The following is a 12754-nucleotide window of genomic DNA, read 5'->3' as shown; positions in this document are numbered from 1 at the left end:
AATCGTCACAGGGTTTTGGCGATCTTGCGCAGTTCGAACTTCTGAATCTTGCCGGTGGAGGTTTTGGGCAACTCCTGAAAGATTACTTTCTTGGGTGTCTTGAACCCGGCCAGCCGTTCACGGGCGAAGGCGATCAGTTCGGCCTCGGTGACGCTGTGGCCGTCCTTGAGTTCGACGAAAGCGCAGGGAACCTCACCCCATTTCTCGTGAGGTTGGGCCACTACCGCACAAAGCAGCACATCGTGGTGATGCATCAGCACGCCTTCGACTTCGACGGAACTGACGTTCTCGCCGCCGGAGATGATGATATCCTTCGCGCGGTCCGCAATCTCAAGGTAGGTGTCGGGATGCTGTACGGCGATATCGCCGGTGTGGAAATAACCGCCTTCGAAATGCTCTCGCGTGGCGCGGGGGTTCTTCAGGTAGCCTTTCATTACCGCATTGCCGCGCATCATGATCTCGCCCTGGGTGGTGCTGTCCATCGGCACTTGCTGCATCTCTTCGGCCTGCATGACGGTGACGTGCTCCATCATCGGCATGCCGACGCCCTGGCGGGCCTTCATCGCGGCGCGCTTTTCCCCGGGCAGGGGGCCCCACTCTTCCTCTTTCCACACGCATTCCGTGACCGGACCATAGGTTTCCGTCAGGCCGTAAACCTGCGTGACGTTGAAGCCGATCTTTTCGATTGCGGCCAGTGTCGCGGCGGCTGGTGGCGCGCCGGCGGTGAAAACCTCGACCGTGTGATCGAAGGGGCGCCGATCTTCCGCGCGGGCGTTGACGATCATGTTCAGCACGATGGGCGCCCCTGCGAAATGGGTGACATTCTCATCCGCGATCGCGTTGTAGATGGCGCTTGCCTCGATGTCCCGGCAGCAGACGGCGGTGCCGCCCAGCAGCGGCATCATCCACGCATGGGCCCAGCCGTTGCAGTGAAACAGCGGGACGATCGTCAGGTAGCGGGCATAGCGCGGCATCTGCCAGCTCAGAATCTGACCCATCGCGTTCAGATAGGCGCCGCGATGGGAATAGACCACGCCCTTGGGGCGCCCCGTGGTGCCCGAGGTGTAGTTGAGGGAGATACTTTCCCATTCGTCCTTGGGCATGACCCAGGCAAAATCGGGGTCGGCGTTGGCCAGTACGTCTTCGTATTCGGGATAGGCGCCGCTGGCGTGCACGCCCTCGGGGTCGTCTGCGACCTCTATGATCCGGGGTGTATCGCCTTCCATATCTTCCAGGGCCTCGACCAGAAGCGGCAGGAATTGCGGGTCGACCAGCACGACTTTGGCACCTGCGTGGTCCAGGATATAGCTGACCGTGGCCACGTCCAGGCGGACGTTGATGGTATTCAGAACCGCCCCGCAGGCCGGGACGCCGAAATGCGCTTCCGCCTGTGCGGGGATGTTGGGCAGGAGTGTCGCAACCACATCGCCGGGCCTGACACCCATGCCGCTCAGCGCCGAAGCCAGTCGCGTGACCCGTTCCCGGTATTGGCGGTAGGTATAGCGGCGTTTTCCGTATACGAGGGCCTCACGATCCGGATAGACCGCAGCGGCGCGGTTGAGGTTTGACAGCGGCGTCAGCGGCACGTAGTTTGCCGCGCATTTTTCCAGACCGGTTTCATCAGCCAGCCAGCCCATGCTTTTCCTCCTCCTCAAAAGTGGCGAATATGTCGCGGCAGACCATGGCGCGGGCCGCAAGGATTGAAAAGGGGGGGCGAAAAGTTACGCTAGGTTCATGATCGTATCACGCGGGCGCCACTATATCTTTGTTCACATTCCCAAAACCGGCGGTACTTCCCTTGCTCTGGCGCTGGAGGCGCGGGCGATGGCCGATGATATTCTGGTCGGCGACACGCCCAAGGCCAAGCGGCGCAAGGGACGGCTGAAGGGGGTGAAAACCGCCGGGCGGTTGTGGAAACATTCGTCACTGACCGAGGCCGAGGGCCTGATCACCCGTGCCGAGATGGCGGAATTCTTCACGTTCACGCTGGTGCGCAACCCATGGGACAGGATGGTGAGCTATTACCACTGGCTGCGGGTTCAGGCCTTTGACCATACGGCGGTAAAGTTGGCACAAAGTCTTGATTTCGCGTCCTTTGCCAGCCATCCGCATACCCGTGCCTCGTTGCGGGCAGCCCCTTATGCACGTTACATGCGCGATGGTGCAGGGGTGGAACATTGCCGACTTTACGCGCGCCTGGAACGTCTGGAAGACGACCTGCCGCTGCTGGAGGGGCACCTGGGTTTTGCCCTGCGCCCGCTGAAGCGGGTGAACGAATCGCAAAGATCGCGCGATTACCGCCGCTACTACACCGATTCGCTGGCCGAGATCGTGGCCGAAACCTGCGCCGAGGACATCGCGCGCTTCGGCTACGGGTTTGAGGACGGGGCGCAGGACACCCCGTCCCTTGAGCCGCCTCAGGCGGCCTTGTCAGGGGCGAAGCGCCCGTAGAAGGTTTCGCCCTTTTCCGCCATTTCCCGCAGAAGGGGGGGGGTGGTAAAGCGCGGGCCGTGACGCTTGGTCAGCGCATCGCACAGGTCCACGGCGCGGGCTGCGCCGATCATGTCCAGCCAGCTCAGCGGGCCGCCCGACCACGGCGCGAAGCCCCAGCCCAGGATGGCGCCGACATCGCCTTCGCGGATATCCATCAACACGCCATCCTCCAGTGCGCGCACGGCCTCCAGAACCTGTGCGAACAGCAGGCGGTGCTGAACCTCGCTCACCTCGGGCTGGCTCGTGGCGGGGGGGTATTTCGCCGCCAGACCTTCCCACAGGCCGGTGCGCTTGCCCGCCGCGTCATAGGTGTAGAACCCGGCCTTGGACTTGCGGCCCATGCGGCCTTCTCCGGCCAGCCAGAAGATGACATCGTCCACCGCGTCGTCGGGATAGGCATCGCCCATCGCAGCGCGGGTGGCCTTGGCAATCTTCACCCCAAGGTCGATCGAGGTCTCATCGACCAGCTGAAGCGGTCCCAGGGGCATTCCCACGAGCTTTGCAGCGTTTTCCACCAGCGCCGGGGCCACGCCTTCGCCGACCATGCGGATGCCCTCGTTGATGTAGGGGATGATACAGCGGTTGGCGTAGAAAAAGCGCGCGTCGTTGACCACGATGGGGGTCTTGCGAATCTGGCGCACATAATCCAGTGCCTTGGCCACCGCCCGGTCGCCGGTCGCTTTGCCCTTGATGATCTCGACCAGGAGCATCTTTTCCACCGGGCTGAAGAAGTGGATTCCGATGAACTGGCCGGGACGTTCGCTGGCCGTGGCCAGGCCGCTGATCGGCAGGGTCGAGGTGTTGGTGGCGATGATGCAGTCCGGTCCGACCTCGGCCTCGATCTTCTTCGTCACCTCGGCCTTGATGGCGGGATCTTCGAACACCGCCTCGATCACCAGATCCACCCCCGACAGCGCGCCATAGTCGGTCGTTGCCGTGATGCGGGAGAGCACCTCCTGCTTCTTTTCGGGGGTGGCCTTACCGCGCTTGATGCCCTTGTCGAAATAATCGGCGGTATAGGCGCGGCCCTTTTCGGCGGCGTCCTGGGACTGGTCAAGCAGCACGACCTCCATCCCCGCCTGCGCCGAAACCAGCGCAATGCCCGCGCCCATCATGCCCGCGCCGATCACCCCCAACTTCTGTACCTTCAGGTCCGGGATGTCGGCAGGGCGGACCGCGCCTTTCTCCAGTGCCTCCTTGTTGATGAAAAGGGAGCGGATCATCGCGCTGGAGGACGGGTTCATCAACACGTTGGTGAACCAGCGGGCCTCGACCTTCAGCGCCGTGTCGAAGGGGACCAGGGCCCCTTCGTAAACCGCCGAGAGCAGCGCCTTCGCCGCCGGGTAAACGCCCTTGGTCTTGCCGTTGACCATGGCGCTGGCGCCAACGAAGGTCATGAACCCGGCCGGGTGGTAGGGGGCACCTCCGGGCATCTTGTAGCCCTTCTCGTCCCACGGTTTCACGATGTTCGGCCCCGACAGAACCCAGTCCCGCGCCGCGGCCGCCGGATCGTCGCAGACCTCGTCGATCAGGCCTGCGGCCCTGGCCTTCGCGGGGGCGGAAAGCCTGCCCTCCAGAAGAAAGGGGGAGGCCCCCATCGCGCCCAGCTTGCGCACCAGTCGCGTGGTGCCGCCCGCGCCGGGGAAGATGCCGACCATGATTTCCGGCAGGCCGATCCTGGCCTTCGGGTTGTCGGCGGCAAAGATGCGATGGCAGGCCAGCGGGATCTCCAGCCCGATGCCCAGCGCCGTACCGGGCAGGGCGGCGGCGATAGGTTTGCCGCCCTTGTTCTTGTCGTCCATGCCCGCGCGTTCGATCTTGCGCAGCAGGGCGTGGATTTTCATGATTCCGCCGAACAGGCCGCGCGCCGGGTCGTCGCCCGCGTCTTCTTTCATCCGGGCGATGATGTTGAGGTCCATCCCCCCCGCGAAGTCTTTCTTGCCCGAGGTCAGGACGATGCCTTTCACCGCCTCGTCGGCCAGCGCGGCGTCGATATGGGTTTCCAGTTCGTCGAACCCTTGCAGGGACATCACGTTCATCGACTTGCCGGGCACGTCCCAGGTGATGGTGGCCACGCCGTCGGCGTCAACGGAATAAGTGAATTCTGCCATTTGTCGTGCCTCCCTTACACGCGTTCTATGATGGTGGCCGCGCCCATGCCGCTGGCGACGCAGAGGGTCGCAAGGCCGGTGCCTTTGCCGGTGCGTTCCAGCTCGTCCAGCAGGGTGCCGAGAATGATCGCCCCGGTCGCGCCCAGCGGGTGTCCCAGCGCGATGGAGCCGCCATTGGGGTTGACCCGGTCTGGCGCGACGTCAAACGCCTGCATGAAGCGCAGCACGACGGCGGCGAAAGCCTCGTTGACCTCGAACAGGTCGATGTCGGAAATCGACATGCCGGTGTCTTTCAGAATCTTCTCGGTCACGGGGACCGGGCCGGTCAGCATGATCGTCGGATCGGTCCCGATCTTCGCGGTGCCACGGATGCGGGCGCGCGGGCGCAGCCCGTGGGCCTTTCCGAATTCGGCATTGCCGATCAGCACGCCCGCCGCACCGTCCACGATGCCCGAGGAATTGCCCGCGTGGTGGATATGCTCGATCCGCTCCAGGTGAGGATATTTCATCTGCGCGACCTGGTCGAAGCCGGGCATGATCTCGCCCATTTCCCTGAAGGACGCCTTCAGCGCGCCGAGGCTTTGCATGTCGGTTTCGGGGCGCATGTATTCATCGCGGTCCAGAATGGTCAGTCCGTTGCGGTCCCTGACCGGGACGACGGACTTGTCGAAGCGGCCCTCGGCCCAGGCCAGCGCGGCGCGGCGCTGGCTTTCGACGGCCAGCGCATCGGCCTGTTCGCGGGTGAGGCCATATTCGGTGGCGATGATATCGGCGGAGATCCCCTGGGGGACAAAGTATTTCTCCATCGCCAGAGAAGGGTCCACGGCGATGGCGGCCCCGTCGCTGCCCATGGCGACGCGGCCCATCATTTCCACGCCTCCGGCGATATAGGCCGCGCCGGCGCCGCCCTTTACCTGATTGGCGGCGAGGTTCACGGCCTCCAGCCCCGAGGCGCAGAAACGGTTGATGGACAGTCCCGGAATGGCCTCGTCCAGAGCAGAGGCCAGCACCGCGCTGCGGGCCAGGCACCCGCCCTGCTCGCCCACTTGGGTGGCGTTGCCCCAGATCACGTCCTCGACGACGTGCCCTTCAAGGTTGTTGCGGGTTTTCAGCGCGTCGAGCACGCCCGCCGACAGCCGCAGAGAGGTGACCTCGTGCAGGCTGCCATCCTTGCGGCCCTTGCCGCGGGGGGTGCGGATTGCGTCGTAGATGAAGGCTTCGGTCATGTCTGCCTCTTTTGAAAACAGGTCTTGGCCGGCCGGAAGGCCGGGCCGGGGGTCAGAAGCGGTCGGCGTCCAGAGCCATCACGGTATCGCCACCGCTCTGGATCCGTGACAGGTGCAGCGCCGTTGCGGGCAACTGGCGCGCCATGTAGTAGCGTCCGGTCGCCAGCTTGGTCTCGTGGAAGGCGGGGTCGCCGCAGCCTTGTGCCAGCGCGTCCGACGATACCCTGGCCATTTTCGCCCACATCAGCCCAAGGCAGACATGGCCGAAAAGGTGCATGAAATCGTAACTGCCGGACAGTGCGTTGGCGGGGTTTTTCATCCCCTCCGCCATGAAGTACATGCCAGCGGCCTGAAGATCCTTGGACGCAGCCTTGAGCGGGTCCAGGAAGTCGGCCTTCAGCGCGGTGTCTTTCTCGTTTTCCTTCAGAAAGGTCTTTACCATCTCGAAGAACGCCATCACCGTCTTGCCGCCGTTCTGCCCCAGTTTGCGGCCGACGAGGTCGAGCGACTGGATCCCGTTGGTGCCCTCGTAGATCATCGTGATACGGGCATCGCGGACGAACTGCTCGGCTCCCGCAGGGCGGGTGAAGCCGGTACCGCCATAGGTTTGCTGGGCCAGTACCGTGGTTTCGAACCCTTTGTCGGTGAGGAACCCCTTGATGACCGGCGTCAGCAGCGAAATCATCGCCTCGGCCTCCGCGTCCTTTGCGCGGTGGGCGCGGTCGATCATCTCGGCCCCCCAGAAGGCAAAGGCACGGGCCCCTTCGACAAAGGATTTCTGGTGCATCAGATTCCGGCGCACATCCGGGTGCACGAGAATCGGGTCCGCCGGACCGTCGGGATTGGCCGGGCCGGCCACTGCGCGGCCTTGCAGGCGTTCGCGGGCGAAGTCCAGCGCGTTCTGGTAGGCGACGACGCCCTGCGCGTAGCCTTGCAGCCCCACCCCGATGCGCGCCTCGTTCATCATGGTGAACATGGCACGCATGCCCTTGTGTGCCTCGCCGATCAGGAAGCCTGTCGCGCCATCGTAATTCATCACGCAGGTGGCGTTGCCGTGAATGCCCATCTTGTGTTCCAGCCCCGCGCAGACAAGGCTGTTGCGGGTGCCGGGGTTGCCGGCCCCATCGGGCAGGAATTTGGGCACGATGAACAGCGAGATGCCCTTTACGCCCTCCGGTCCGCCGGGGATCTTCGCCAGAACCAGATGGATGATGTTCTCGCTCAGGTCATGTTCGCCGGCGGAAATCCAGATCTTGGTGCCGGAGATTTTGTAGGTGCCGTCTTCCTGCGGCTCGGCCTTTGTGCGGATCAGGCCGAGATCGGTGCCGCAATGGGGCTCGGTCAGGTTCATGGTCCCCGACCAGATTCCATCGATCATCTTCGGCAGGTAAAGCGCCTTCTGCTCTTCGGTGCCGTGGGCATGGATGGCGGACATCGCGCCGTGGGTCAGCCCCTGGTACATGTTGAAGGCCATGTTGGCGGAGACGAACATCTCCCCCACGGCGGTGCCCAGCAGATAGGGCATGCCCTGGCCGCCATGGGCCGGGTCGGCGTCCAGCCCCATCCAGCCGCCTTCGCGCATCTGGTCATAGGCGGCCTTGAAGCCCCTGGGCGTGGTGACAGTCCCATCCTTAAGCGTGCATCCCTGCTCATCCCCTACGGGGTTGAGCGGGGCCAGAACCTCGGCGGAAATCTTGCCGGCCTCTTCCAGAACGGCAGCGGTGAAGTCCGGGGTCAGTTCGTCATAGCCCGGTGTGCCGGACAGGCTGACCTGCATGACGTCATGCAACAGGTACTGCATGTCCGCGGTAGGCGGGGTGTAATTCGGCATGATTTCCTCCCAGTGTGGTCTTACTCGGCGGCCTCGGCAGGCAGGCGGCGCAATTGTTTCTCGGCACAGGCAAGCTGTGCCTTCAACTCGGTGATTGCCTCATCCAGGTCCGTGCGCTGGCGTTCCATGTCGGCCAGGCGTTCCTGGGCGACCGTGTAGGTCTGGCGAAGCTGGGTGATGTTGCGTTCTTCGGGGTTGTACAGCTCCAGCAGCTGGCGGATCTGTTCCAGAGAAAAGCCAAAGCGCTTGCCCCGCAAAATCAGCACCAGCCGCCCCCGGTCGCGGCGGGCATACAGACGCTTCTGTCCCTCCCGGCGGGGAAAGAGAAGCTCCTTGCTTTCGTAGAAGCGCAGGGTGCGGGGCGTTACGTCATACGCCTCGCACATCTGCCGTATGGTCATGAATGTGTCCGTCATCGCCCTTTCCCAGCGTGTTACGCGCCTCTTTCGAGGTGTGGTGGGGCGATCTTACAGGCAAATTTGACGTTTACGTAAACGTAACGCAGCGTCACGGCAGGGCGTCGTCTCCCCGTGACGGCGCGTCAGAACTGCCCGCTGGCGACTCGTTCACGCAGTTCGCGCAGTTCGTCGATGGTGTTTTCCAGTTGCTCCTTCTGTTCGCTCAGGACGCCAAGCTGGCGGTCTGCCATCTCGATCCAGGCCTCCATCTGGGCTTCGGTTCCCTTTTCCTCGTAGACCAGAAGCCACTGGCGGATTTCCTCAAGACTGAAGCCGAACCGGCGGCCGCGCAGAATCAGCGTCATCCGCGCGACCTCGCGCGGGGTGTAGAAGCGGCTGCGCCCTTCCTTTTCCGGACTCAGAAGCTCAATATATTCGTAATAACGAAGAGTGCGCGGCGTCACGTCGAATTTCGCGCACATTTCCTTGAAGGTCAGGCGATTGTCAGGCATCCACGTCCTCACGTCTTGTTGGGTTGGCCGCCGGTAGGCGTTTTAGTCGCACATGCTTGACGGATGGGCAAGTATACCCCGGCACGCCGGACCTTGCAGGGGTCGGAAAGGCGCAGGAAACCGGATACAGAAAGGATCAGGCATGAGCGACCGCAAGGCTGAACTGGCCCGGGAGTTTATCCGGATGATACCCCATTCCCAGGCGCTGGACATGCGAATAGATGAGATCGGGGAGGGGCTGGCCGAGATTTCCATGCCCTACGATGCCCGTCTGATCGGTGACCCGCAAAGCGGGGTGATCCATGGGGGCGCGGTATCGGCCCTGATGGACACCTGCGGTGGTGCAGCGGTAATGAGCCACCCGTCCGCCCCCGCGGGGACCGCTACCATCGATTTGCGGATCGACTACATGCGCCCGGCCACCCCCGGCCAGCGTATTACCGCCCGGGCGGAATGCTACCATATCACGCGCAGCGTGGCTTTCGTGCGGGCCACCGCGATGGATGCGGACCGGTCCCGTCCGGTGGCCGCCGCCACCGGCGCCTTTACCGTGGAACGCCCGAAGGAGAAGGCGAAATGAGCCGCCGCCCCCCCGAACCCGTACAGGTCATCAAGCAACGCCGGGACGCGGCGTTGAACGCGCTGGTCCACGGGGTGCCCTATATCGGCTTTCTCGGCATCGAGTTCGATCGCCGCGGCGACGAACTGACCGCCATTCTGCCTTTCGACGAGAAGCTGATCGGCAACCCGATGCTGCCGGCCTTGCATGGTGGCGTAACGGCGGCGTTTCTTGAGGTGACGGCGATTATCGGGTTGAGCTGGACGCTGATCTGGGACCAGATGGAAAGCGGCGATCTGGACCCGCTGACGCTGACGCCGCAGACCTTGCCGCGCCTGCCCAAGACGATCGACTTCACCGTCGATTATCTGCGCTCCGGTCTGCCGCGCGATGCTTATGCGCGGGCGCGGATCAACCGCTCCGGCCGCCGCTATGCCAGCGTCCATGTGGAAGGCTGGCAGGACAACCGCGCCCGTCTTTACGCGCAGGCGACCGGGCATTTCCTGATGCCCCCCCAAAATGCCTGAGCCCCGGCCCGGCGCCGCGCTTGGTCACCGCCGGGTTCTGAAAATTGCGCTGCCTATCGTTCTTTCGAACGCCTCGGTGCCGATTCTTGGGGCGGTGGATACCGGCGTGGTTGGCCAGATGGGGGCGGCCGCACCCATCGGGGCGGTTGGAATCGGGGCGATCATCCTCGCCGCGATCTATTGGATCATGGGCTTTCTTCGTATGGGGACCACGGGTCTGACAGCGCAGGCCAGGGGGGCGGGCGACGCCGCGGAGGTGAGTGCGATGCTCTCCCGCGCGCTGTTTCTGGGCGTGCTGGCCGGGGTGGGGATGATCCTGATGCGCGGGGGGTTGTTCGCGGGGGCGTTCGTCGTCTCTCCCGCGTCGCCCGAAGTCGAGGCGCTGGCGCACGATTACATGGCCATCCGCATCTGGTCGGCCCCTGCGGCCATCGCCATCTTCGGCCTGACCGGCTGGCTCATCGCGCTGGAACGCACCCGCGCGGTTCTGGTTTTGCAATTGTGGATGAACGGGCTGAACATTGCACTGGACCTGTGGTTCGTTCTGGGGCTGGGCTGGGGCGTTCAAGGGGTGGCTTTCGCCACTTTCCTGGCCGAATGGAGCGCCGTGGGGCTGGGCCTGTGGCTGTGCCGCGAGGCCTTCGCCACGCCCGCCTGGCGTGACTGGACACGCGTTTTCGACCGGGCACGCCTGCGTTACATCGCGTCGGTCAACAGCGATATCCTGATCCGGTCCGTCCTGTTGCAGGGGATCTTCGTCTCGTTTCTGTTCATCGGGTCGGATTTCGGGGATGTCCCGCTGGCCGCCAACCAGATTCTGCTCCAGTTTCTGGAAATCACCGCTTACGCGCTGGACGGGTTCGCCTTTGCCGCCGAGGCGCTGGTGGGACAGGCGATGGGCGCGCGGGTAAGGGCGGATCTGCGCCGGGCGGCGCTTTTGACCAGCTTCTGGGGGTTGGTCAGCGTCGGGCTTCTGGCGGTCGGTTTCGCCACCTTCGGGACGGCGATCATCGACATCATGACCACCGCCGAACCGGTCCGCGCCGCGGCGCGCGATTACCTGCCATGGATGGTCGCGGCCCCGGTGGTGGGGCTGGCCTCCTACATGCTGGACGGCATTTTCATCGGGGCGACCCGGACCCGGGACATGCGCAACATGATGATCCTGACGGCGATCGTCTATGCGGGGGCGGTGGCGCTTCTGGTGCCGCCGTTCGGCAATCACGGACTGTGGGCGGCGCTGCTGATTCATTTCGTGGCGCGCGCACTCACCCTGGGTGCGCGCTACCCGGCGCTGGAGGCGCGGGCGGCGGGTTAGAGCAGTTCCAGAACCCGCTCCGGCGGGCGGGCGATGACGGCACGGCCGCCGGCGAATACCACGGGCCGTTCGATCAGGGTCGGGTTGTCCGCCATGGCCCTGAGAAGGGTTTCGCCGTCATCGGAGGCCGACAGGCCCAATTCCGTGAACCGCGCCTCTGCCGTGCGGATCATCTCGATGGCGCGGATCCCGAGCGTTTCCAGTGCGGCCCGCAACTCGTCCGGTGTGGGGGCGTCGTCACGGTAAAGACGAATCGCGGGGGTGTGGCCCTGCGCTTCGATCAGGCGCAATGCCGCGCGCGATTTCGAGCATCGAGGGTTGTGCCAGATGGTGATGGCGCTCATTCCCAGTCCTTTCTGCCTGTGCCCACGGCTTCGGCGGCATTGGCAAAACCGTCCCGCGCCAGCAGGGTATCCAGCCCGGTCACGATCTCCCTGACCAGCCCCAGTCCGCGATAGGCCAGGGCGGTATACAGTTGCACGGCGCTGGCCCCGGCACGGATCTTTTCATAGGCCTGTTCGGCGGAGCCGATCCCCCCCACGCCGATCAGCGGCACCCGCCCTTCGGTCAGGGCCGAGAGACGGGCCAGGATGCGGGTGGATTTTTCGAACAGGGGTTGGCCGGAAAGCCCGCCGACCTCCCGCGCGTTTGGGTTGCGCAGCCCGTCACGCGAAAGCGTGGTGTTGGTGGCGATGATGCCCGAGATCCCGCTTTCCACTGCGACCCCGGCGATCCCGGTCAGGTCCCGGTCCGACAGGTCCGGGGCAATTTTGAGAAACACGGGCAGTGGGCGCGCCAGTTCGGCACGGGCCTCCATCACGCCGACCAGCAGTGCCGAAAGGGCGGCTTTCCCCTGAAGGTCGCGCAGGTTCTCGGTGTTGGGGGAGGAGACATTCACAGTTACGAAATCCACATGCGCCCCGCAATGGGCCAGAACGCGCGCGTAATCGGCGGCGCGGTCGGCGCTATCTTTGTTGGCGCCCAGGTTCAGCCCCACGCAGTTTCCCTGCGGTCGGGCGGCGAGACGAAGGCAGACGGCTTCCATGCCTTCGTTGTTGAACCCGAAACGGTTGATGACGGCGTGGTCTTCGGGCAGGCGGAACAGGCGTGGGCGCGGGTTGCCGGACTGTGGACGGGGGGTAACTGCACCGACCTCGACAAACCCGAACCCGGCGCGGGCCAGCGGCCCAAGGGCCTGTGCGTTCTTGTCGAACCCCGCGGCAAGGCCCACGGGGTTGGGCAGGGCCATGCCCGCCAGGCAAATACCCAGGCGCGGGCCGGTCAGCTGGCCGGAAAGCGGCGCCAGCCCGCTGCCGAGCGCCCGCAGCGCCAGCCCGTGGGCGGTTTCCGGATCCAGGCGGCGCAGACCGAGAAGGGCGAGACGTTCCAGCACGCTCATATCATCCCCTCCGGGAATATGTGGCCGCTGGCCCCCAGCGGCAGGGACTTGTCCCACACCACGTCGGCCAGCGCCAGGGGGCGGTAGAGATGTGGAAACAACCGCCCCCCGCGCGAGGGTTCCCATTTCAGGGCCGGACCGAGAGCTTCCGCCTCGACGGCGATCAGAACCAGGTCGCTTTCCGCCGCGAAGTGACGGGCGGCCGTTTCGGGGGCCTGCCCGGCGGTGGAAAGGTGAATGTACCCGTCTTCCAGGTCCACCGGGGCGCCGGCCGTTTCGCCGCTTTCGTGGAAAGCGTCCCATTCGGAGCGGCGGAAAATCTTGTAGATCAGCATGCCCGCTCACATGCCCTCAGATCGGCGCGCGGTCAAGGACGGGAA

The 12754-nt window shown here is 64.5% G+C and carries 13 protein-coding genes; 4 read left to right on the top strand and 9 right to left on the bottom strand.

The window, feature by feature from the left end; translation table 11 throughout:
- Positions 1–5 precede the first annotated feature (5 nt).
- A complete protein-coding gene (locus tag C8N32_RS06670; protein WP_107891711.1) occupies positions 6–1637 on the bottom strand; it encodes an AMP-binding protein in 1632 nt (543 codons plus the stop codon).
- Positions 1638–1734: 97 nt separating this feature from the next.
- Here C8N32_RS06670 and C8N32_RS06665 point away from each other — a divergent pair, with 97 nt between their 5' ends.
- Positions 1735–2451 carry a sulfotransferase family 2 domain-containing protein gene (locus C8N32_RS06665; protein WP_107891710.1) on the top strand — a complete coding sequence of 239 codons (717 nt, stop codon included), beginning with the start codon at positions 1735–1737 and terminating at the stop codon, positions 2449–2451.
- Here C8N32_RS06665 and C8N32_RS06660 read toward each other — a convergent pair.
- From C8N32_RS06660 to C8N32_RS06640, 5 genes are all read right to left on the bottom strand, one after another.
- Positions 2418–4604 carry a 3-hydroxyacyl-CoA dehydrogenase NAD-binding domain-containing protein gene (locus tag C8N32_RS06660; protein ID WP_107891709.1) on the bottom strand — a complete coding sequence of 729 codons (2187 nt, stop codon included), beginning with the start codon at positions 4602–4604 and terminating at the stop codon, positions 2418–2420. The two genes, C8N32_RS06665 and C8N32_RS06660, sit on opposite strands and share 34 nt — an antisense overlap.
- 14 nt (positions 4605–4618) lie before the next feature.
- Positions 4619–5830, bottom strand: a complete 1212-nt coding sequence (locus tag C8N32_RS06655) for an acetyl-CoA C-acetyltransferase (RefSeq protein ID WP_107891708.1) — start codon at positions 5828–5830, stop codon at positions 4619–4621.
- A gap of 52 nt (positions 5831–5882) precedes the next feature.
- Positions 5883–7661, bottom strand: a complete 1779-nt coding sequence (locus C8N32_RS06650; RefSeq protein ID WP_107891707.1) for an acyl-CoA dehydrogenase C-terminal domain-containing protein — start codon at positions 7659–7661, stop codon at positions 5883–5885.
- A gap of 20 nt (positions 7662–7681) precedes the next feature.
- Positions 7682–8077: a MerR family transcriptional regulator gene (locus tag C8N32_RS06645; protein WP_107891706.1), complete on the bottom strand. Its 396-nt coding sequence runs from the start codon at positions 8075–8077 to the stop codon at positions 7682–7684.
- 125 nt (positions 8078–8202) lie between these two features.
- On the bottom strand, positions 8203–8571 hold the full coding sequence (locus tag C8N32_RS06640) for a MerR family transcriptional regulator (protein ID WP_107891705.1): 369 nt from the start codon (positions 8569–8571) through the stop codon (positions 8203–8205).
- Between the two features lie 142 nt (positions 8572–8713).
- Between C8N32_RS06640 and C8N32_RS06635 the strand changes: the two genes are divergently transcribed.
- The 3 genes from C8N32_RS06635 to C8N32_RS06625 are packed head-to-tail and all read left to right on the top strand — an operon-like array spanning position 8714 to position 10975.
- Positions 8714–9151: a PaaI family thioesterase gene (locus tag C8N32_RS06635; protein WP_107891704.1), complete on the top strand. Its 438-nt coding sequence runs from the start codon at positions 8714–8716 to the stop codon at positions 9149–9151.
- Positions 9148–9657: a PaaI family thioesterase gene (locus tag C8N32_RS06630; RefSeq protein WP_107891703.1), complete on the top strand. Its 510-nt coding sequence runs from the start codon at positions 9148–9150 to the stop codon at positions 9655–9657. The genes C8N32_RS06635 and C8N32_RS06630 overlap by 4 nt, the downstream gene beginning before the upstream one ends.
- A complete protein-coding gene (locus C8N32_RS06625; protein ID WP_107891702.1) occupies positions 9650–10975 on the top strand; it encodes an MATE family efflux transporter in 1326 nt (441 codons plus the stop codon). The genes C8N32_RS06630 and C8N32_RS06625 overlap by 8 nt, the downstream gene beginning before the upstream one ends.
- Here the strand turns inward: C8N32_RS06625 and arsC are convergent.
- Genes arsC through C8N32_RS06610 form a run of 3 tightly spaced genes read right to left on the bottom strand, consistent with a single transcriptional unit; the run spans position 10972 to position 12709 of the window.
- Positions 10972–11319 (bottom strand): arsenate reductase (glutaredoxin), encoded by a 348-nt coding sequence (gene arsC / locus C8N32_RS06620; protein WP_170106749.1) that lies wholly within the window; start codon positions 11317–11319, stop codon positions 10972–10974. The genes C8N32_RS06625 and arsC overlap by 4 nt on opposite strands.
- Complete coding sequence (locus C8N32_RS06615; RefSeq protein WP_107891701.1) at positions 11316–12374, bottom strand: quinone-dependent dihydroorotate dehydrogenase; 1059 nt, start codon at positions 12372–12374, stop codon at positions 11316–11318. The genes arsC and C8N32_RS06615 overlap by 4 nt, the downstream gene beginning before the upstream one ends.
- The gene (locus tag C8N32_RS06610; protein ID WP_107891700.1) at positions 12371–12709 is read right to left on the bottom strand and encodes a DUF952 domain-containing protein; all 339 of its coding nucleotides are present in this window, start codon (positions 12707–12709) and stop codon (positions 12371–12373) included. Before C8N32_RS06610 ends, C8N32_RS06615 begins: the two co-directional genes overlap by 4 nt.
- Positions 12710–12754 lie beyond the last annotated feature (45 nt).

The sequence above is a fragment of the Rhodovulum imhoffii genome, assembly GCF_003046545.1.
Lineage (GTDB): Bacteria > Pseudomonadota > Alphaproteobacteria > Rhodobacterales > Rhodobacteraceae > Rhodovulum > Rhodovulum imhoffii.
Note: the sequence above shows the minus strand (reverse complement) of the source record. Positions and strands in the feature narration are given on the sequence as shown.